Annotated in this window: 17 protein-coding genes, 1 tRNA gene, 1 rRNA gene, 3 pseudogenes and 2 riboswitches; of the genes and pseudogenes, 8 read left to right on the top strand and 14 right to left on the bottom strand. The window is 41.8% G+C overall.

Annotation, left to right across the window (positions count from 1 at the left end):
• A 16S ribosomal RNA gene (locus AAGG74_RS09670) occupies positions 1-132 on the bottom strand; the annotation flags it as partial.
• 450 nt (positions 133-582) lie between these two features.
• A riboswitch (TPP riboswitch) is annotated at positions 583-684 on the top strand.
• Between the two features lie 100 nt (positions 685-784).
• On the opposite strand from AAGG74_RS09670, the gene thiT reads away from it, so the two are divergent.
• On the top strand, positions 785-1363 hold the full coding sequence (thiT, locus tag AAGG74_RS09675; protein ID WP_429675259.1) for an energy-coupled thiamine transporter ThiT: 579 nt from the start codon (positions 785-787) through the stop codon (positions 1361-1363).
• Positions 1364-1401: 38 nt separating this feature from the next.
• Here the strand turns inward: thiT and AAGG74_RS09680 are convergent, their stop codons facing one another.
• The 3 genes from AAGG74_RS09680 to AAGG74_RS09690 are packed head-to-tail and all read right to left on the bottom strand — an operon-like array spanning position 1402 to position 4022.
• The gene (locus AAGG74_RS09680) at positions 1402-1923 is read right to left on the bottom strand and encodes a GNAT family N-acetyltransferase (RefSeq protein ID WP_162103331.1); all 522 of its coding nucleotides are present in this window, start codon (positions 1921-1923) and stop codon (positions 1402-1404) included.
• Between the two features lie 15 nt (positions 1924-1938).
• Complete coding sequence (gene floT / locus AAGG74_RS09685) at positions 1939-3477, bottom strand: flotillin lipid rafts scaffold protein FloT (protein ID WP_429675260.1); 1539 nt, start codon at positions 3475-3477, stop codon at positions 1939-1941.
• Positions 3478-3497: 20 nt separating this feature from the next.
• Complete coding sequence (locus tag AAGG74_RS09690) at positions 3498-4022, bottom strand: NfeD family protein (RefSeq protein ID WP_429675262.1); 525 nt, start codon at positions 4020-4022, stop codon at positions 3498-3500.
• Positions 4023-4191: 169 nt separating this feature from the next.
• Between AAGG74_RS09690 and AAGG74_RS09695 the strand changes: the two genes are divergently transcribed.
• Entirely contained in the window at positions 4192-4680 is a 489-nt protein-coding gene (locus tag AAGG74_RS09695) for a DinB family protein (RefSeq protein WP_429675263.1), read from the top strand.
• Positions 4681-4686: 6 nt separating this feature from the next.
• Here AAGG74_RS09695 and AAGG74_RS09700 read toward each other — a convergent pair whose 3' ends face one another.
• The 3 genes from AAGG74_RS09700 to betB form a co-directional block, all read right to left on the bottom strand.
• Positions 4687-5265 carry an MOSC domain-containing protein gene (locus AAGG74_RS09700; protein ID WP_429675265.1) on the bottom strand — a complete coding sequence of 193 codons (579 nt, stop codon included), beginning with the start codon at positions 5263-5265 and terminating at the stop codon, positions 4687-4689.
• Between the two features lie 87 nt (positions 5266-5352).
• Complete coding sequence (gene gbsB, locus AAGG74_RS09705; protein ID WP_429675899.1) at positions 5353-6561, bottom strand: choline dehydrogenase; 1209 nt, start codon at positions 6559-6561, stop codon at positions 5353-5355.
• 15 nt (positions 6562-6576) lie between these two features.
• Complete coding sequence (betB, locus tag AAGG74_RS09710) at positions 6577-8049, bottom strand: betaine-aldehyde dehydrogenase (protein WP_429675266.1); 1473 nt, start codon at positions 8047-8049, stop codon at positions 6577-6579.
• A gap of 197 nt (positions 8050-8246) precedes the next feature.
• On the opposite strand from betB, the gene gbsR reads away from it, so the two are divergent.
• From gbsR to ktrB, 4 genes are all read left to right on the top strand, one after another.
• The gene (gene gbsR, locus AAGG74_RS09715) at positions 8247-8789 is read left to right on the top strand and encodes a transcriptional regulator GbsR (protein ID WP_162103338.1); all 543 of its coding nucleotides are present in this window, start codon (positions 8247-8249) and stop codon (positions 8787-8789) included.
• A 206-nt stretch (positions 8790-8995) separates the two neighbouring features.
• Positions 8996-9535 (top strand): biofilm surface layer hydrophobin BslA, encoded by a 540-nt coding sequence (gene bslA, locus AAGG74_RS09720; RefSeq protein WP_429675268.1) that lies wholly within the window; start codon positions 8996-8998, stop codon positions 9533-9535.
• Between the two features lie 149 nt (positions 9536-9684).
• Positions 9685-9832: riboswitch (cyclic di-AMP (ydaO/yuaA leader) on the top strand.
• A 72-nt stretch (positions 9833-9904) separates the two neighbouring features.
• Positions 9905-10573 carry a potassium uptake protein KtrA gene (gene ktrA, locus AAGG74_RS09725; protein ID WP_429675270.1) on the top strand — a complete coding sequence of 223 codons (669 nt, stop codon included), beginning with the start codon at positions 9905-9907 and terminating at the stop codon, positions 10571-10573.
• Positions 10574-10579: 6 nt separating this feature from the next.
• Positions 10580-11917 (top strand): Ktr system potassium transporter KtrB, encoded by a 1338-nt coding sequence (ktrB, locus tag AAGG74_RS09730; RefSeq protein WP_429675271.1) that lies wholly within the window; start codon positions 10580-10582, stop codon positions 11915-11917.
• Positions 11918-12043: 126 nt separating this feature from the next.
• Here ktrB and AAGG74_RS09735 read toward each other — a convergent pair.
• From AAGG74_RS09735 to AAGG74_RS09745, 3 genes and pseudogenes are all read right to left on the bottom strand, one after another.
• Positions 12044-12125, bottom strand: a pseudogene (locus AAGG74_RS09735) (hypothetical protein); the annotation flags it as partial.
• A 95-nt stretch (positions 12126-12220) separates the two neighbouring features.
• Entirely contained in the window at positions 12221-13069 is an 849-nt protein-coding gene (locus AAGG74_RS09740) for a glucosaminidase domain-containing protein (RefSeq protein ID WP_429675273.1), read from the bottom strand.
• A gap of 159 nt (positions 13070-13228) precedes the next feature.
• Positions 13229-14764: an MFS transporter gene (locus AAGG74_RS09745; RefSeq protein ID WP_429675274.1), complete on the bottom strand. Its 1536-nt coding sequence runs from the start codon at positions 14762-14764 to the stop codon at positions 13229-13231.
• 870 nt (positions 14765-15634) lie between these two features.
• Between AAGG74_RS09745 and AAGG74_RS09750 the strand changes: the two are divergent.
• A pseudogene (locus AAGG74_RS09750) lies at positions 15635-15850 on the top strand (T7SS effector LXG polymorphic toxin); the annotation flags it as partial.
• A 21-nt stretch (positions 15851-15871) separates the two neighbouring features.
• On the opposite strand, the pseudogene AAGG74_RS09755 reads toward AAGG74_RS09750, so the two are convergent.
• From AAGG74_RS09755 to AAGG74_RS09770, 4 genes and pseudogenes are all read right to left on the bottom strand, one after another.
• Positions 15872-16214 (bottom strand): annotated as a pseudogene (locus AAGG74_RS09755) (peptidoglycan-binding domain-containing protein); the annotation flags it as partial.
• 235 nt (positions 16215-16449) lie between these two features.
• Positions 16450-16522, bottom strand: a tRNA-Ala gene (locus AAGG74_RS09760).
• Between the two features lie 108 nt (positions 16523-16630).
• The gene (locus AAGG74_RS09765; RefSeq protein WP_429675276.1) at positions 16631-17461 is read right to left on the bottom strand and encodes an undecaprenyl-diphosphate phosphatase; all 831 of its coding nucleotides are present in this window, start codon (positions 17459-17461) and stop codon (positions 16631-16633) included.
• 112 nt (positions 17462-17573) lie between these two features.
• The gene (locus AAGG74_RS09770; protein ID WP_162103345.1) at positions 17574-18725 is read right to left on the bottom strand and encodes an AI-2E family transporter; all 1152 of its coding nucleotides are present in this window, start codon (positions 18723-18725) and stop codon (positions 17574-17576) included.
• A 179-nt stretch (positions 18726-18904) separates the two neighbouring features.
• Between AAGG74_RS09770 and AAGG74_RS09775 the strand changes: the two genes are divergently transcribed.
• Positions 18905-19891, top strand: coding sequence for a Gfo/Idh/MocA family protein (locus tag AAGG74_RS09775; protein WP_162103346.1), 987 nt, complete (start codon positions 18905-18907; stop codon positions 19889-19891).
• Positions 19892-19991: the final 100 nt, after the last annotated feature.

Here is a 19991-nt window from a genome sequence, read left to right on the forward strand (position 1 = left end):
GCAGGTTACCCACGTGTTACTCACCCGTCCGCCGCTAACATCAGGGAGCAAGCTCCCATCTGTCCGCTCGACTTGCATGTATTAGGCACGCCGCCAGCGTTCGTCCTGAGCCAGGATCAAACTCTCCATGAAGTAATGGAGCGCAGATTAAGTTCATCACATCCTGTGAGAACATCTGCATGACCTGCATCGTGCAGGCCCCTGACTACGCACATCACTGTGCGATTTGTTTAAAACTGAATTAACAGGTACGTTTTGTCTTGTTTAGTTTTCAAAGATCATTTCGCTGCCTCTCAACGAAACAGCTTTACCAATATAACATCCAACTTCTTTTTTGTCAACAACTTTTTTAAATTGTTTTGAAGTTTTTTGTTTTGTCTGCTGTTCATCAGCGACGTTTAATAATATAACACCCGTAATTCTTTATTGCAATAGTTTTTCTAAAAAAATTCTATAAAACATATAAACTAGAATCCTTGTCATAGATTCTATGGGAGTTAACTATTAAAAGAACACATACATTAATCATGGGATCTTGTTGTTTTTTTCTTTTTCTTGTATAGTAGAAACGAACTAAATACTGATAACCACAAGGGGAGCATTAAAGCTGAGAGTGAGCGGTTTCGTTCTGACCCTTTGAACCTGTTAGTTAACGCTGGCGTAGGGATGTGGCAAAGTCAAATGAATTGCAGATCGTAAAGCAGTGCGTGGAACTTTTCTCATCCTTCCGCGTGCTGCTTTTTTGTTGTCCTTTTGGATTGTCTATCGACGGAAGGGGATTTTTATGAATCAATCTAAGCAACTGGTTCGCCTTATTGAAATTGCAATTATGACTGCGGCTGCTGTTATTTTAGACATCGTCTCAGGAATGTTCCTCCGCATGCCTCAAGGGGGGTCGGTCTCCATTATGATGATTCCGATTTTTCTAATTTCCTTTCGATGGGGTGTCAAAGCAGGCCTCACTACCGGCCTGCTCACAGGACTGGTTCAAATAGCCATTGGAAACTTATTCCCGCAACACCCCATACAGCTGCTGTTAGATTATATTATCGCGTTCGCAGCTATCGGAATAAGCGGATGTTTCGCTTATTCTATTCGTAAAGCCGCTATATCCAAAGCAAAAGGAAAATTAACGGCTTCAGTGATCAGTGCAGTTTTTATCGGCAGCTGCCTCCGCTATATCGCGCATGTTATTTCAGGAGCTGTATTTTTCGGCAGCTACGCTCCAAAAGGAACACCGGTATGGATTTATTCTTTGACTTACAATGCCACTTATATGGTTCCTTCATTCCTCATCTGTGCAATTGTCCTTTGTTTATTGTTTATGACAGCTCCGCGTTTGCTTACAACTGATAAAGCTTAACGTCGACACCCCCAGCGTCATACGCTGGGGGTGTTTTTTCATCTGTTAAGAACTGTCTTCAAAGCCGAAAGATCCGGCCAGCCGAAGCCTGCTACTTCCAGTCTTTCTCCTGCAATTTCAAAGATATCCTCCGATACCCTTTCAGGTGAATAAGCCTGATAAAATCGGATCGAGGGATTTTCCTTGATAACCCAAACAAACATGCTCGAAAAGCCTTGATGAAGCAAAAACTCCGCTCCTTTTGCTAAAAGCGCTTTGCCTGCACCTTTCCGCTGATGCTTTTCTAAAAGGTAAATCGCGTATAACTCGCCGTCATAGCCTCGTTGTTCAGAGCGAAGAGTCCCAAAGGAAGCAAAGCCGAATAGTGGATCTATTTCGTCCTGAACCACAAATACACCTTTTAAAGAGCGGCTTTTCCATTTGTCTTCACATTCCTTGTAGTTAAGACTGTTTAAGTAATCAGCCGGGACAATTCCGCGATATGTTGTCCTCCAGCTGTCTACATGCACTTTTGCAATGTCCTTTATATCCTCTTCCTTTGCTTCTCGTACAGTTAACATACTGATATCCTTTTCTTAGTCAGCATTCTGGTTTTTTGAGTCTGTTTTTGCTTCTTTTATTTCATTTGTTAATTCGTTAATACTTTGTTTTACATTTCCTTTACCTGAGAAGTTCTCAATCATTTCTTTTACGTCAATTCCTGACGATGCTTTTAAGCTTTCTTGCAGGCTTGACATTAAGTTCGTCGCATAGCTGGTTACTTTGTTAGCACCGCTGGATTCACCGCTTCCTCCTGTATCAACGACGGTAATTTTATCAATATTTGAAAGAGGTGACGCTGCTTGTTTCGCGTATTCCGGAAGCATTTTCACGATCATATCGAAAATCGCTGCCTGCCCATACTGTTCAAAAGCAGCCGCAATTTTCTCTTTTGCTTCCGCTTCTGCCAGACCTTTCAGGCGGATAACCTCTGCTTCTGTTTCCCCTTTTGCTTTTTCAGCCTCTGCTTTAGCTAACCCGTCTATTCTGACTTTTTCTGCCTCAGCCTTCGCCATTGCTTCTATACTGTACTTCTTGGCATCGGCTTCCGCGAGCTGTTTGGCTTTCTCAGCTGCTGCGGACTGCTCAACTGAATAACGGTCTGCATCGGCTTTTTTCTTCACCTCAGAGTCATATTGACGTTCCCGGCGTTGAATTTCTTTTTCCTCTAGTTCTATTTGTTTTTGGCGTTCGATAATTTTAACCTGCATTTCCTGCTCTGTGACTTGCTGACGCGCTCTTGCAGTCTCTAAATCATATGCCTGGTCGGCATTCGCTTTAGCCGTATCTTGTTCTTTGCGGTATTCAGCCATTTTGAGCTGATTGATTTTTTCAGCTTCAGCGATTTCTGTTGCCCTTTCAAGTTCTGATTTTTTTGCATCTTTATCGGATTCCGCCCGCTTAATTCGAGTTTCTTTATCCGCATCTGCCGTTGCGATGTCAGCATCCCGTTTTACTTGGGCAATTCTCGGTTTACCTAATGATTCAAGATAACCGTTATTATCACGCACATCTTTAATGGTGAAAGAGACAATCACCAGCCCCATTTTGGCGAGATCCTGTGAAGCGACACGCTGTACCTCTTGAGAGAATTTTTCTCTGTTTTTATAGATTTCTTCAACTGTCATGGACCCGAGAATGGAGCGAAGGTGGCCTTCTAAAACCTCCCTCGCTTCCTGTTCACGGTCGTCTTTTGATTTCCCTAAAAATTGTTCGGCTGCTGTAGCGATTTCTCCTATAGAACCGCCGATTTTAATAATTGCAGTCCCATCAGCCATTACAGGTACACCTTGTTCTGTATAGACTTCAGGCGTCGATACATCAAGTTTGCTTGATAATAAGCTCAGCGGCTCTGCCTGCTGGAAGACGGGAAGGACAAAAGTTCCTCCGCCGCGAACGATTTTAAGACGGTTGCCGCCTTCATCGACATGAACATTTTTATTGCCAAGATAGCTCCCTGTTACGATTAACGCTTCGTCAGGTCCTGCTGTACGATATTTTGTGATGAATACGGCAATAAGTGCAATTAATAAAAAGAATACAACTCCGATAACAATGATAATCGGCATTGTCATATTACATTCCTCCTTGTGTTTTAAATGGGTTCATGCGGTGTAACCGAAAGAACTCCGTTGTTAATATCTACGACTAACACCTTTGTTCCGTACATGATTTGCTGATTATCAAAACTGACCGCTGATTTTGAAATGGTTCCGCCTATCCCTTCTATAACCACTTCACCAAACCCGTCAACCGGTACAGCTGTAATCACTTTACCGACTCTTCCTCTTAGATCATCTTCTTTATAAACCAATGATTCTTCAGCGGATGATAATGGCACCAGAACAAAGATGTGAAGCAAGATCACCAGCATGATCGAAAGGATGCAAGATAGAAGCGCGATCAACATACTCGACAGCGGCAGAGCCAGTTCGCCTATATATCCGCCTGCCGAAAAACATGTAAAAAATGCGAGCACTAATGTCGGATTAAGCAACGGTATGCCTTCTGACATTCCTGCAAACATATCTCCGAAAAACAGAAATAAAAGCGTAAGACTGCCTGCGATAATAAGCGTATAAAGATAAATCGTTTGTATAGGAACACCAAATAACTCCAATTTCCTCATCCTTTCTCCATCAATGCATTGATGAACGGCTGCCGTTATCATTTAATACGAGATACGCCTGGAAAAGTTTCAAAATTTTAAGACAAATAACCCATTGTGAAGTGCTTGATAAATGATAATTGGTTTTATATATGATAATGTCATGTTAGGAGGAGATATGATGAGTATCTTTAATGAAGCCAGATTAGAAACGTGGAACGAAGTGAAAGGAATTTCTGACGAAAAGCTGAATCAAAAGCCTTCTGCCGAAGAATGGAGCATACGGGAAGTTCTTGACCATTTAAAAAAAATCGATATGACTGCCCAAAAAATGCTGAAGGAGCGTGTAAAAGAAGCTCCTGTTAAAGAAGTTGAAGAAAAACCGCTTGAAGCAGCACAGGATAGAAATAACAAACGGAAAGCTCCAAATCATCTTGAGCCTGAGCATGATTTTATTTCAGGCAGTCAAATGAAACGCGAGCTCGATGTAGTGAGAGAGCAGTTAACAGCTGCAATTGCCTCTTTGAAAGAAGAAGATTTTGAGAGAGTGCTTCCGCATCCCGTGTTTCAAGAACTTACCGTCAGACAATGGATTGATTTTATCGGCCATCATGAAAAACGGCACCTCAGCCAGATTAAAGAAATTAAAGAAAAGATAGAAAGGGCCTGATGTTAATCAGACCCTTTCTGCTTTTCTTTTGACTTTCTTGTGATAAGAATGAACCTCTATTTCATCACCTGCGTAAACAGCACCAGGTCTTTCAACAATGCAGACGATCCCTCTTATGCCCAGTGCGTGGCGGACGAAAGCCGGCGCCAGCCTCTGCTTTTCCGGATAATAAGATTGAATGACTTCACCCGGCTGGATACATGGGTCATTTTCTCCCTCACACAGCAAAGCCGCACCGCTCGGAAAAATGAGCCGGCTTCCTTCTTTTAATGAAGTAAGATCAGGTAAACCGCTGACGGCCACATTCGCTCCAAGCCATTCCGGCAAAATGTTCGGCACGCCTAATTTTAATGCAATTTCATCACATTCCTCTATTGATACGATAGAAATTTGCCTCCGGTTGAAAATTTCAGTTCCTCTTGAAAACATCGGTTCTCTTGCTCCCGCTTTTTTGGTCAGACCAAAATGCAAGTCGCCCGGGATGCCGCCATAATCAAAATCGAGCTTGTCCATTTTCTTTGTTATGAAGCTTTCTGTATCTGCAATATATACCCCTTCCGCTTTTGCGGTCATACGCTTCCACATCAGCAGCACCTTCCTTCTTTCCTCATATTTTCATCTATGTTTCATTATCCAGAAAAATCCCGCTCTGTAAAGGAGCGGGACACGTTGTTATACTGTTTTAGGGATAAGATCAAAGCATCGCTTGTAGATCCAATTGTATGCTTTTTCATTTAAATCTCTAGGGTTTCCGAAGGTTTGCGGATCTTTCATCGCTTCTTTTGACAAACGCTCGATCATATTAGGTGATACTCCCTGCGCTTCTAAAGTCGGTACTTCTAAGTCTGCGACAAGATCATACATCCAATTAACAGATGCTTTTGCAGCTTCTTCTGTTGTCATATTGCTTGTATCAATGCCGAATGCTTTTGCAATACGCGCAAATTTCTCAGGGTAGCCTTTCCAGTTGTACTCCATAACAGGACCCATCATCGCAGCCACGCATTGACCATGAGCAACCGGGATAATACCGCCAAGCGTTTGGCTCATTGCGTGAGCTGCGCCTGCTGATTCACTGCCGTAAGAAAGACCTGCAAGCATCGCAGCCTGCGCCATTCCGTATCTTGCTTCCAGATCCTCTCCGTCAGCAAATGCTCTTCTAATATAATGAGCGGCATATTCAATCGCCATCAAGGCAACTGCATCCGTGATTGGCTGAGCAAATTTCATTGTGTAGCACTCAATGGCATGAGCAAGCGCATCAATTCCTGTCATGGCTGTTACATGCGGCGGCATTGAAGTATGAAGCTCAGGATCAATAATGGTCAGATGAGCTGCGATCAGCGGCCCACCAGTATTGAATTTGAATTCTCTTTCTTCATCTGTAATAACCGCCCATTGGGTTACCTCCGATCCTGTTCCGGCCGTTGTCGGAATTGTCGTCAGCGGAGGAATGCGGTTTTCCAGCGGTTTTTTTCCGTCTGCCGCTTCATAATCAAGCACGCTTCCTTCATGAGTGGCTTCCACTCCGATTGCTTTTGCTGTATCCATGGAGCTTCCGCCTCCGACTGCCACTAAACCATTACAATTTTCTTTTTTGTACAGGTCAGATCCTTCATTCACCAGACGGACAGGCGGGTTGGGTTCTACTTTATGAAAGAGCACCACTTCAATGCCTGCTTCTTTAAGTGATTCAATCACAGGATCAGCGACACCGGCTTTATAAATCCCAGGGTCTGTGACAAGAAGCGCTTTAGAAACGCCCAGCGCTGCTACTTCTTCACCTGTATGTTTGACAGCCCCGATTCCATGCTTAATCACAGTCGGAATTTCAAATGTATGAAACTTGTTCATGCTTTCTACTTTCATATTTAATGTCATCATTAACTCCCCCTCTTATGAATTGAACCAATTAACTGCCGCAGGTTTTGTATTGCGGTACACATGTTTGACTTCTGTATATTCTTCAAGACCAATTTTTCCAAGCTCACGTCCGAATCCGGATTGCTTATAGCCTCCCCATGGCGCCTGTGCAAAGTAAGGATGGAAATCGTTAATCCAGACTGTTCCCATTCTCAAGCGGGCTGCTACGCGCTCACACTTTTCAATATCTTTTGACCATACCGCTCCGGCCAAACCATAGATGGTATCATTCGCAAGCGCGATCACCTCTTCTTCAGAGCTGAAGGCTTCGACAGTCAATACAGGACCGAAAATCTCTTCCTGAATGATTCTCATATCAGACTTACAGTTTGAGAATATCGTAGGTTCATAGAAAAAGCCGTTTTGAAGCGCAGGGTCGTCCGGCCGTTTGCCCCCTGTCTCAAGCTTCGCGCCTTCTTTTATTCCGATCTCTACATATTTTTCTACTTTCTCCCTGTGCTCTGCAGAAATAAGCGGGCCGCTTTCTGTATCTGTGTGAAAACCATTACCGAGTTTTATGCGTTTTGCCCGTTTGACAAGCTCCGCTAAAAACTGGTCATGAATGGCATCTTCAACAAATAAACGGGAACCGGCTGAGCATACTTGACCGGCATGGAAAAATACTGCGTTTAATGCCTGATCGACTGCAACCTTTAAATCTGCGTCCTTGAACACAATATTTGGATTTTTTCCGCCAAGTTCAAGTGCGATTTTTTTGACGTTTCCGCTTGCAGCCCGCATGATTTTTTTGCCTGTTTCGATTCCGCCTGTAAATGAAATCAAATCGACGTCTTTGTTTACGGCAAGCTCGTCGCCTACTGTAGCTCCCGGGCCGAGGACAAGATTAGCGACACCTTTTGGAACACCGGCTTCTTCCATCAGCTTAAAAACTTTGATTGTCGTCAGCGGTGTGATTTCACTTGGTTTCATAACGATTGTATTGCCTGCAGCCAGTGCAGGTGCGATTTTCCAACTCGCTTGCAGGAGCGGATAATTCCATGGAGTAATCTGGCCGCAAACCCCGATCGGCTCTCTGATAATTTTGCTTTCTGAATCAGGGATTGGAGAAGAAATGATTTCTCCACCATCTTTATCTGCCAAGCCGGCGTAATATTGAAAAACATTGGCGATATCGTCCATGTCCCCCTTGCTTTCTTCGAGGGTTTTTCCCGTATCAAGCGATTCAAGTTCAGCCAGCTCATCAAGATCGCGTCTGATTAATTCCGCAATTTTCAGAACAATTTTACCGCGTTCAATCCCTGATAAAGATGGCCATTCGCCGTTGTCGAATGTTCTTCGCGCGGCTGCGATTGCCTTTATGGCGTCCTCTCGTCCTCCTTCGCTTACAGTTGCAATTTCTTCTTGATTAAATGGATTGATTATACTGCGGATCTGCTCTTTTTCAGAACTGATCCATTCTCCGTCAATATATAATGTTTGACTCATATAAGCCTCCTTGACGTAAATAAAGTTTGTTAAATAAAAATTTAACGTTTTTAACAACCTTAATCTATCATACGATTTTTAAACTGTCAAAGCCCTATTTAATTTTTCTTTTTGACTTTTCTTTATGTTTCGTTAAGATAAAGAACATAAAGAAATAACTTAACAAATTTAATTTTCTAATGGAAAAGAGGGTCAGTATGGATGAAAATCCAGAAGTTACAGCTATAGAACAGGCTCGGGATCTTGTTATCGACTCCATTGCTGAAACAATGGATCTTTATGGAATCACCCGCAGTGTGGGGATTTTATATGGGACGATGTATATGAGGGATGAGATGACCCTTGACGAAATGCGCGAGGAATTGCAAATGAGCAAACCAAGCATGAGCACAGGCGTCAAAAAGCTGCAGGACTTAAACGTAGTGAAAAAAACATTTCACAGGGGCATCCGCAAACATACATTTGTGGCTGAAAAAGATTTCTTCAAATTTTTCATAAATTTCTTTCCGCCTAAATGGGAACGGGAAGTTCAAGTAAATATAGCAGCCATAGAAGAAGCTCAGGCTGATTTACAAGAGGTTTTGAGCAAAGAAGGTCTCAATGAAGAGATCAAAAATGAAGCACTTCAGCTATATGAGCAGCTTGAAAGCTCTAAATCTTACTATGACTGGCTGAAACGGCTCGCTGAAGCGGTACAGAGCGGGGAAATTTTTACATTTATACCGATTGAAACAAAGTAAACGAAAAAACGCCCGGGAAACCAGGCGTTTTTTTGTTCTTTTGTATAAAATTACAGTAAATTTGAAAAATACGGTAATAAAATCCCATTTACCTCCTAAAAAATTGATGATAATTTTTTCATGTAGGGAGAATTGTATTTGGCCGGCAAAGGAGGTGAAAAACGGCAGGCCTGTTTTCATTTAAAACTTTGAGGGGGATTTTTATTATGAAACGCAAACTATTATCTTCATTGGCAATCAGTGCACTAAGTTTTGGCTTACTTGTTTCTGCACCTACCGCTTCTTTCGCTGCTGAATCTAAATCAACTTCCGCTCATACTGAGTCTACTATGAGAGCACAGTCAACAGCTTCATTGTTTGCAACAATCACAGGGTCCAGCAAAACGGAATGGTCTTTCTCTGATATTGAATTGACGTACCGTCCGAACACGCTCTTGAGCCTTGGGGTTGTAGAATTTACGCTGCCAAGCGGATTCACTGCAACTACGAAAGACACAATGAACGGACATGCTTTGCGTACAACACAGATCCTCAATAATGGTAAAACTGTAAGAGTCCCTCTGGCACTTGATTTGTTAGGGGCTGGCGAGTTCAAATTAAGACTGAATAACAAAACACTTCCTGCCGCTGGTACATACACTTTCCGTGCGGAGAATAAAAGTTTGAGCATCGGAAATAAATTTTACGCTGAAGCCAGCATCGACGTGGCTAAGCGCAGCACTCCTCCGACTCAGCCATGCAACTAATCTAAAAAAAGACCGGTTCACTCCGGTCTTTTTTTGCGTCTTACTCTCTCCTTTTTCCACCATCCCCAATTATCTTTTTTCTTATTTAAAATTTAAATTGACAAACACTAGAAACAAGAGTAAATTCTTGAGTGTTCAATTTCATACAGTCTCTTTTACCGCTTAATCAAACACGAACGGGGGAACCAACGAATGGCTGTTTTTAAGCAGCCCTGGGGTGAATCTTACGAAGTAAGAAGGGGTACTCTGAATCCCTAATCCGACAGCTAACCTCGTAGGCGTATACAGAGAGGAGGCCTATTTATCGGCCATTCTTTGCAATGGTCTTTTTTTGCATCAAAACGTTATTTACTAAGGGAGATATGAACAGTGGGAAAAATGAAAAATAAACAATTTGCTGTGATCGGACTGGGCCGTTTTGGCGGCAGCATTTGCAAAGAGCTGCACAGAATGGGGCATGATGTCCTTGCAATTGATATTAACGAAGAAAAGGTAAATGCGTTCGTTTCTCATGCAACACATACGGTGATTGCAAATGCCACTGAAGAAAAAGAATTGCTTTCGTTAGGAATACGCAATTTTGAGTATGTGATTGTTGCCATCGGAGCGAATATTCAAGCGAGTACTCTGACTACGTTATTATTAAAGGAGTTTGACATTCCGAATATTTGGGTGAAGGCTCAAAACTATTATCATCATAAGGTGCTTGAAAAAATCGGCGCCGACCGCATTATTCATCCTGAAAAGGATATGGGCGTTAAAATCGCACAAAGTCTTTCAGATGAGAATGTTTTGAATTACATTGATTTATCAGATGATTATAGTATTGTCGAGCTGCTGGCAACAAAAAAGCTTAATTCAAAATCGCTTTTTGATCTGAACGTAAAGGCGAAGTACGGCTGTACAATTCTGGCTATTAAACATCTTGGAGATGTCCGTCTGTCTCCCGCCCCTGAACATATCATTTTCGAAAAGGATTGTCTGGTGATCATGGGAAACAAAAAGGATATTAGACGTTTTGAAAACGAAGGGATGTAGACAAAGGTGACGCTTAAAAAGGATAGAGTAATTAAATGGGTTCGCTTTACTCCGCCTCAAGTGCTTGCAAGTGGTTTTTTTCTTACGATTATTATCGGAGCTGCGCTGTTAAAGCTTCCGATTTCTGTTATAAAGCCTTTGTCATGGATAGACGCCCTTTTTACTGCGGCGTCTGCTACAACTGTTACAGGACTTGCAGTTGTTGATACCGGGACAGAGTTTACTCTTTTCGGGCAAATAGTCATCATGGGGCTGATCCAGATCGGCGGGCTTGGATTTATGACTTTTGCTGTTTTAATCGTCATGATATTAAGAAAAAAAATCGGGTTAAAAGAACGAGTGCTGGTTCAGGAAGCTTTAAATCAGCCGACAATTGGCGGCGTCATCGGCCTTGTCAAAGTTTTGTTTCTGTTTTCAATCAGTGTTGAGTTGATAGCAGCACTCATCTTATCCATTAGGCTTGTGCCCCAGTTCGGCTGGGCATCCGGCTTATTTGCCAGCTTGTTTCACGCCATATCTGCTTTTAACAATGCCGGGTTTTCGGTGTGGCCGGATAATTTGATGAGCTATGTTGGCGATCCTACAGTGAACCTAGTGATTACTTTCTTATTTATCACTGGAGGGATTGGATTTACCGTTCTGTTTGACATGATGAAAAAGCGGCGATGGAAGGCGTTTTCTCTACACACGAAAATCATGCTTACCGGAACCTTGATTCTGAATGCAGCTGCCATGCTTGTGATCTTTGTTTTAGAGTACAGCAATCCCGGCACGCTTGCCCATCTGCAGATAGGAGATAAACTATGGGCCTCCTATTTTCAGGCTGTGACACCGAGAACCGCCGGCTTCAATTCTATTGATATAGGAAGTATGAGAGAAGGAACGATTGTATTTATTTTATTATTAATGTTTATTGGAGCAGGCAGCGCTTCAACGGCAAGCGGCATTAAGCTGACTACGTTCATCGTGATTTTGATGTCTGTCATCGCTTATTTGCGCGGAAAAAAAGAAACGGTTATTTATCGCCGCTCCATCAAATATCCGATTATCATTAAAGCTTTAGCCGTGAGCGTCATCAGTTTGTTCATCGTGTTTTTAGGAATATTCGCCCTGACGATCACAGAACAAGCGCCGTTTATTCAAATTGTGTTTGAAGTCTTTTCCGCATTCGGAACTGTCGGTCTTACGATGGGATTGACTCCAGAACTCACAACAGCGGGAAAATGTATCATTATAGTCATTATGTTCATTGGAAGAATTGGTCCTTTGACGTTTGTGTTCTCATTCGCGAAAACAGAGACATCCAATATTCGTTACCCTGACGGTGAAGTATTTACAGGTTGATGTTAAAAACTCCGGCGATTTAAGCGCCGGAGTTTTTATGATTCGATATTTTTTCATGTTCCGCGATTGATGGCATTATCCCTCTGCATGGTCACAGGTCACGTTTTTTTATCGGACCGACCGCTGCAAGATCATAACAGCGATGTAATTGCCTTTTTTTAAGTTTGAGATTGTCAGCATGGTAGAGTCCGATACTAAACAAACATACAGAACAGTCAATAAGTGATGAATATGTGAAGTATTATTCCGCATAATCCCCTAAACGGAACAAAAAATGAAAAATACCTGCCAAAAGCCCTCGGTTCAGGTTGCTTCCTTGATTTCAACAGCTGAATCATCAATCCAGCCGATGAGTTTATCTTTAATTTGAAATTGGTACCAGACAGACTGGCCTTTCTGCCTTTTGGATACAACTTTTATGTCTTTTCCGACGTAAGATTGGGCAGAGGTGATCTTTATGGACCGATCATCAGTAGAAGGCTTGGACCAGATGTCTTGAACAGCACCGTCTTTAATGGAGGCGTTTATATCCACTGGTTTGAGAGATGGATTTACCTTATCGTACTCATTTAAATCGTATGTTTCCACAATAGCGCTGATTTTGTCGGCGTACTCAGGGTCTGTAGCGTACCCTGCCTTTTGCAAGGCCGTAGCCGCTTCCTTATAATCTCCAGCATCAAGCACTGGTTTATACTTCTTTTTATTCCATGAAGTGCCGCGGACAAACAATTGGGCGTGGTCATCCATTGATTCAAAAAACGTGCTGTATTTTCGAAACTTCGCACGAATGGTCTTTCGTTCCCCTTTTTCAAATTCGTCCGTTTCCATCGTGACATGATGGCCTTTATATTTTCCTTTTACGCCAAAAAGGTTGTTGGCCTGGGCAGCAAGCTCGCTGTTTCCCCAGTCAGATTCAAGAATAGCCTGAGCAATTGTAATACTGGGGAGAACATGATATTTCTCATACAAAATTTGCGCATGTCCGGACAGGCTATCTATAAATAATTGCCGTTCATCAATTTCTTCAGGCTCTTTCGATGTCTCAATCGGTTTTGATAATGTTGTCGCTAAAACAAAAAAAGCGAGCGGGATCGATACAATAAAAAATAGTGCAATGAAGATTCTGCGTTTTCTCAGTTTTTTACGGGCCATGAAAACCTTCCTTCGGATTAAAAGATTACAAAAGTAAAAGAATCTACCTTTTAGAATTTTACTTGCACTTCTCATATTTTTCAATTCTTTAAGGATAAAGTTAGGAAAAGATTGCAAATAAAAAACCTTTCCCTCAAGGAAAAGGTTTTGATCCTGTACCTATTTTAATAAGTTTCTGAGTGCGTGACGATATTCTCTATCCCGTATCACATGATGTGAATTGGCTGCAGTCTTTGGCAGTCCTTCTGATGAAACGGCTGGTTTTTCTGGAGCTGTTTTCGCTTTGTCATGCGGTTTATGTGCCAGCTTGTGCCCCATGCCTGTGGCATTCATACAGAATGATAAGCAAACGATCAGCACGCTTAGGATAAAAGAAATGAGAAAGAGATCATGATAAGCAATCATCATAGAATCCTGCACCGAACCGTTTTGTCTGGCAGCATCTTTTTTCGTAAAAAAGCCGATAAGAATTGGAACTCCCATATAGACAAACAACCTTAAAAACTGAACAGCTGTCATTCTCTTGACTAAATCAGGCAGCGGGCCGCCCATAGCAGCTCCCATAAGCCCTGCGGCCACTGTCAGCCCTGTTCCAGCCGCAAGCATGATAAACAGCACTGCAAACATATAGAGTGATGAATGATCCTGCATATGCAGCCATTGAAAATTCACAAATACGAGCATAAGAGCACCTATAATACCGAGCACTCCGGGTCCGACTTTATCATAAAACAATGTGCTCACAATGGCGGCAATTGCCACTCCAATTAGAAGAGTCAAATTTAAAAGAACGAGATGCTCCTGAGAGATATTATACATTTGACGCAGCAATCCTTGAAAAGCAGAAAGGCTGACAGCTACAGTTATAGTTCCTGCAGCAATGATAAATAAGCCGAGCATCGGTTTTGGCAGCAGCATCAGTTTAATAGAAATGAAGGGGTTTTTCTTTTTATACTCCACAATTAATAGAACAACCAGCAAGCATAAAGTAATGCCAAACCCAGTCCATACATACCCTGATGAAAGCCCCAACTTTTGCAGAAAAACAAATGTAACCGCTGAAGCCAGAGCAAGGCACACAGATAAAATAATTCCTGCGTTATCAAGCGGCTGTTTTTGCTCTTGTGAACCATGATGCTCATCATGAAGAAAGAAATAGCTCACTAAGACACCGATCAGTGACAATACGCCAAAGGTGTAAAACAGCCATCTCCAGTGGCCGCAGCCTGTGGCAATTGTTCCAAGGATCGTGCCGATGATCACAGAGCCATAAAATCCGCCGATCAGCACCAGCAGAGCATAGTTTCTGCGTTCAATCGGAAAAGACAAAACAAGCATTGGAATCATAATCATCAGCATAACGCCTGTAGCCGCCCCCTGTAAAAAACGCCCTATCGCCATCCATGCAATATCACTCGAACATGCGAAGAGCAATGAACCAAATATAAAAGCGGGTAATGAGGCCAAATAGATTGGACGCGCACCAAATTTTTTTCTCAGCAATGGTCCTGCCGGCACTAATAAAGCAAAGGCCATATTGCCGATCAATATTGGATTTACCGATGTGAAGCCACTTGTTCCAACCGTCTTTTGAACGAGGCCTTGCACTAACGACAATGCCGTGTTAGACATCAATCCCGGTCCGACCGCTAAAACGGCGAGCAAAGAAATCATCCAATAATGTTTTGTCTTCATGTTGTCATTCCTTCCTATACATACGAAACACATTATTTTTAAAAACCAAAAGAAGCTAATAGTTTTTGCACGCCATTAGCTTTCATTCTAATATTCTCCCTGTCTTGAGAAATGATATGATGTTATGAGTGTTATGTGAACAAATGAGCATATATTCAAAAATTATTCCGAAACAACTCTGTTTGTCAATGACGCAAATTTCAAGCACAACATAAATATCTGCACCGCATTTTCCTGAAAATCGCGTTTTTAAATACAAGGATGTGGAACTTACGGGTCCATGCTCCCTCAAGCGATTCAAAACAGGCAGGCTGTTCTCTTCCAACTAATAAAAAAGGTTCAGCAAACGGCATTTCTCTCAAAAACAACGCCTTATAGAATAAAGGTATGGAACAAAGGATAGCTCGAACCCTTGTTGACCTCTATCGTGCCAGTTCGAAGATGGATTTCTGATACTAACGGACGTTTTATAGTTTCTGATTGGGTTGGTCACCTGTCCCTAAAAGCATTATAACATACTTCATTTACATCTCTGTCAGGCGTTAAATTAAATAACTATTTTAAATGCCGCTTATTCTCTTCCAAAAATCCCCTCGTAGATAAAAGAACTTTTGTTCGTATGTGATTTATTTAAGGAAAGAAAATTAAAATGGCAGATTTTGAGCATAAAATGTATTGAATTATTTTTAATATAAGTTACTTCAGAAACATGGAACTATTGGAGCGAAAAACCGCAAACTTTTTTCTTCGGTTAGTTTCTTTCAGGGTTCATTTTCCAAATAAAATGCTTTTTGTGTTTTCTCGATAACTTTATATGGTGAAATTTTATTGATTATTGTACCGCAAGGCTTAACAAGAAAGGATATGATCATGAAAGTTTTTGAAGCCAAAACACTGCTTTCCGAAGCAGATAAACGCGCCAAGGAATACGAAGAATTAAGAAGTCAAATGGTCAGTCTAAAAAAGGCATTTAAAGCTGTAGCTGATTTAGATGACAGTGAGTTTTCCGGCAAAGGCGCCGACAACATTAAAGCATTTTATCAAGACCACGCAGGTGTAGCTGACAATTTGATTGACTTACTTGATAAGAGCGATGATTGAAACTTTTTAGGTCCCTTGGAATTCAAGGGACCTTTTTATTACTTCAAGTTTTGCTTTTGTAGCTGGTCCATAAATGTCGTCAGAATTTAACCATTCATCAGCTGGAACCGTCTTACTACATCAGCTGTTTTTGGCCGTAATAGCTAGCGATACCGAAGTTTTTGGCTTTCTTATCCGGATAGAAATGCATTGCCGACAGGGCTGTTTGGATCTGCTTGACGGCTTCGCTGTGCATTAATGGGCTTTTCATTTTGAAAATACCAGAAGGCAGATTAAAGGACAATTTCTTTTTACTTGAGCTTGGTTTTTTCACTGCCTTGGACGAAGTTGTTTTCTCGCTTGATGTTTTCAGCCAAGCGCCGTTCATGCAAACAGACGAATCATATCTGATATTTACGGCCACATTACCGAAAAACTTGAAAATGAGACAGCTCAATATTTTGATCAATTCAACCCTAATTTAAAGGTGAAAAGTAACTAAGTTACCACAAAATAAAAATTTTCTGTCCCAATTATTTTTTTAGGGTAATCCTTTCTGTTCCAGACAAACAAAAAAACCCTTATAGAATAAGGGTTAAAAGGGATGGAGCCAAGGGGGCTCGAACCCCTGACCTCTACACTGCCAGTGTAGCGCTCTCCCAGCTGAGCTATGGCCCCGTATGTAATATCAAAATTTATTATAGAGGATTTTTTTTTGAAAAACAAGCTGTTTTCTCTTGATCTGACAGAAAAAATAAGGCTCCGGAAAGGGCCTTATTTTTCGACTTACATCATGATCAAAAGGATAATCACACCGAGAATGATTCGATAGATTGCAAATGGCACGAGTTTGATTTTGTTTATCAGTTTTAAAAAGAAACGGACGACAAACAGCGCGACAACAAAGGCACAAATAAAACCAACGATAAAAAACGGCATGAGATCTGAGCTTAAGCTGTCCCAATGCTTCACAAGGCTCAGAAAACTTGCTCCTATCATGATCGGCATCGCCATAATAAACGTAAAATCAGCTGCGGCGCGGTGATTTAAACCAAGAATAACACCTCCGGAAATGGTTGATCCGGAACGTGAGAAGCCAGGCCAAAGGGCAAGACATTGGAATACCCCTACCCCGATCGCCTGCCTATAGGAAATGCGGTCGAGAGTGTCTGTCGCTGCTTTCCGTTTATTTACCCAATCAGCAAAAAGCATGAAGACTGCCCCAGCGATTAAACCGAAGGCCACAGTTTTAACGGAAAATAAATATTCATCAATGTAACCCTCAAACAAAAAGCCGAGAACTGCTGCAGGCACGAGCCCGACAGCAATTTGCGAAATGCTTAATTTATGTCCCTGTTTCTGATCGTTTGTAATATTCTTTTTTAATCCGAGCAAATTCAAAATCCGATCTTTAAACACGATAACTACTGCTAAAATAGAGCCTAGCTGAATAACCACTTTGAATGTGTTAGCAGCTTCTCCTGACATCAGATTGCTTGATTTCAGCCAGATATCGTCTACTATGATCATATGTCCTGTTGAAGAAACCGGCGCGTACTCTGTTAATCCTTCTACGATTCCTAAAATGGCAGCTACAAACAATTCCCATAGAGTCATGATTTTGATTCTCCCCATTAGACATTTATTTTTTGCGATTCGGGAGCTTTCCATAATCGGCAAGCCTGTCTTATATAACTATAACCAAAAATCACACTTTATGACCTGTCACTTAGGCATTTTCATTTTTTTCTTCGTCGTATAAATGGGATCGCATTTTAAACCAGTCAAATAAATGTGTCGTAATGACTTTGGCAACTGCATAGCCCGGAATGGCAAGAATGATGCCAACAACACCAAACAGCTTTCCTGCTGTTAACAGCAGAAAAATAATCGTAATTGGGTGGATGTGAAGGTTTTTTCCCATAATTTGCGGAGAGATCAGCTTTCCTTCAATCAGCTGCACAATCGTCCAAACGATCACCAGCTTAAGCAGCATGAACGGTGATGTCACTATAGCGATGATAATCGCTGGCGTAATGGCAATCGTCGGTCCTAAATACGGAACAATACTGGTACAAGCCGCAATGAAGGCAAGCAATGAAGCATAATCCAGTCCGATAATCAAATAACCGATAAACAGCAAAAAGCCGATACAGAAGCTGACAATAATCTGGCCTCTGATATAAGAGCTTAACCGATGATTCATTTCGCTTAAGACTGTATATGTCTGTTCTTTCAATTGAGTCGGCACGAACTTCAGTATGTAGACCGGCAATTTCTTTCCATCTTTTAATAAGTAGAAAAGAATAAACGGAACTGTGACGATTGAAATGATAATCTCCGTCAGAGCACCGATGAAATTCCCAACGCCGGTAAAGGTGCTGTTCACAATTGTCGCTGCCTGATCTGAAACCTTTGTTGCGAGATCAGAAATATTGATGTTCATCGTTTGCTGGGCCTGATTGACGAAATTGCTGCCAATCAGCTGTTTTGTCTGATTTTCTACGACATCCACATACCTTGGGATGTTGTCAATCAAACTCATAATTTGTTCTTTTAAGAAGGGGATGATGGACACAATCGTAATTGTGATCAACCCGATAACCAAGAGATATAACAGCAAAATAGAATAAATTCTTTTAATTCTTCTTCTCTCAAGGAAATCAACGATTGGATTTAACAAATAAAAAACAATGCCTGTTAAAATAATCGGCAGTGAGATCGTTTTGAGAAGAACTATTATCGGGATGAAAATAAATGATGTTTTTGTAAAAACGAGAATATTTAAACCAATCAGCAGCAGTACAAGCAAAAATAAAACAAACTTATTGTCCAAGAAGAATCGCTTGAATCTGCCGCTCCATGTTTGCAACGTCTCCACTATCGTTCCTCCGTTATCCATAGTTTAATTAAATTGTACACTATCGCCCCTATAATGAAAAATAATAACCGCTAATTGCTGGAAACCTCTCTTGTTTTCAATAGGAGATTGGTTTTCTCATGTGCTTTTCTCTTTTTTAAGCTATACTTTATCTATATCATGCAAAAGGAGTGATAAGAATGATACGTTTTGCCATAATAGGTACCAACTGGATTACAGACCGCTTCCTAGAGTCAGCAGCGGAGATCGAAGATTTTGAGCTGACAGCTGTTTATTCAAGATCGGCTGAACGCGCTGCCGATTTTGCTGCTAAACATAACGCTGAGCACACCTTCTCAGACCTCGAGGAAATGGCGGCAAGCGAGTGCTTTGATGCCGTCTACATAGCAAGTCCCAATGCCTTTCACAAGGAACAAGCCGTTCTTTTGATGAACCATGGCAAGCATGTGCTTTGCGAGAAACCTCTTGCTTCGAATACAAAAGAAACAGAAGAGATGATTTCAGCGGCTAAGGAAAACGGCGTTGTTCTCATGGAAGCGATGAAGACCACTTTCCTGCCAAATTTTAAAGAGCTGAAAAACCACATACATAAAATCGGCGCTGTCCGCAGATTTACCGCGAGCTACTGCCAGTATTCCTCACGGTATGACGCATTTAGAAATGGAACCATCTTAAATGCGTTTCAGCCTGAGCTGTCCAATGGGTCATTAATGGATATCGGCGTCTATTGTATTTATCCTGCTGTCGTGCTGTTTGGTGAGCCGCAGGATGTGAAAGCGAACGGATATGTTTTATCTTCAGGAGTGGATGGCGAAGGAACCGTCATTTTGTCTTACGATGGGTTCGAAGCTGTTCTCATGCATTCTAAAATCTCTACTTCCTATGCCCCGGCGGAAATTCAGGGTGAAGACGGAACAATTGTGATCGATACGATTCATCGTCCTGAACGAATGGAAATTCGCTATCGCGACGGCCGCTTGGAAAACATTTCGATTCACGATCCTAAGCCGGCGATGTTCTACGAAGCAGAAGAATTTGTCACACTCATAAAAGAGAACAAGAAGGAATCTGAAGAAAATACGTTTGAACGTTCATTCATCACCGCGAAAATCATGGAAGAAGCGAGAAAGCAAATGGGGATCGTGTATCCAGCTGATCAAGCCTAATAAAATCCGCCCGCGTGCGCCGCGGCGGATTTTTTATTAACTTTTTACCTGCACGCCCGATTGCTCACAGGGGGTATTCCAGATGTCCTGAATGGTACGC

The sequence above is a fragment of the Bacillus mexicanus genome, from assembly GCF_050445615.1.
Taxonomy (GTDB): Bacteria; Bacillota; Bacilli; order Bacillales; family Bacillaceae; genus Bacillus; species Bacillus mexicanus.

Excerpts from the sequence above, each read along its gene's own strand:
- AAGG74_RS09775 (WP_162103346.1), top strand. The coding sequence starts at position 18,905 with ATGATACGTTTTGCCATAATAGGTACCAACTGGATTACAGACCGCTTC.
- AAGG74_RS09745 (WP_429675274.1), bottom strand. The coding sequence starts at position 14,764 with ATGAAGACAAAACATTATTGGATGATTTCTTTGCTCGCCGTTTTAGCG.
- AAGG74_RS09680 (WP_162103331.1), bottom strand. The coding sequence starts at position 1,923 with ATGTTAACTGTACGAGAAGCAAAGGAAGAGGATATAAAGGACATTGCA.
- AAGG74_RS09765 (WP_429675276.1), bottom strand. The coding sequence starts at position 17,461 with ATGACTCTATGGGAATTGTTTGTAGCTGCCATTTTAGGAATCGTAGAA.
- bslA (WP_429675268.1), top strand. The coding sequence starts at position 8,996 with ATGAAACGCAAACTATTATCTTCATTGGCAATCAGTGCACTAAGTTTT.
- gbsR (WP_162103338.1), top strand. The coding sequence starts at position 8,247 with ATGGATGAAAATCCAGAAGTTACAGCTATAGAACAGGCTCGGGATCTT.
- AAGG74_RS09700 (WP_429675265.1), bottom strand. The coding sequence starts at position 5,265 with ATGTGGAAGCGTATGACCGCAAAAGCGGAAGGGGTATATATTGCAGAT.
- thiT (WP_429675259.1), top strand. The coding sequence starts at position 785 with ATGAATCAATCTAAGCAACTGGTTCGCCTTATTGAAATTGCAATTATG.
- betB (WP_429675266.1), bottom strand. The coding sequence starts at position 8,049 with ATGAGTCAAACATTATATATTGACGGAGAATGGATCAGTTCTGAAAAA.
- floT (WP_429675260.1), bottom strand. The coding sequence starts at position 3,477 with ATGACAATGCCGATTATCATTGTTATCGGAGTTGTATTCTTTTTATTA.
- AAGG74_RS09695 (WP_429675263.1), top strand. The coding sequence starts at position 4,192 with ATGAGTATCTTTAATGAAGCCAGATTAGAAACGTGGAACGAAGTGAAA.
- gbsB (WP_429675899.1), bottom strand. The coding sequence starts at position 6,561 with ATGACATTAAATATGAAAGTAGAAAGCATGAACAAGTTTCATACATTT.
- AAGG74_RS09740 (WP_429675273.1), bottom strand. The coding sequence starts at position 13,069 with ATGGCCCGTAAAAAACTGAGAAAACGCAGAATCTTCATTGCACTATTT.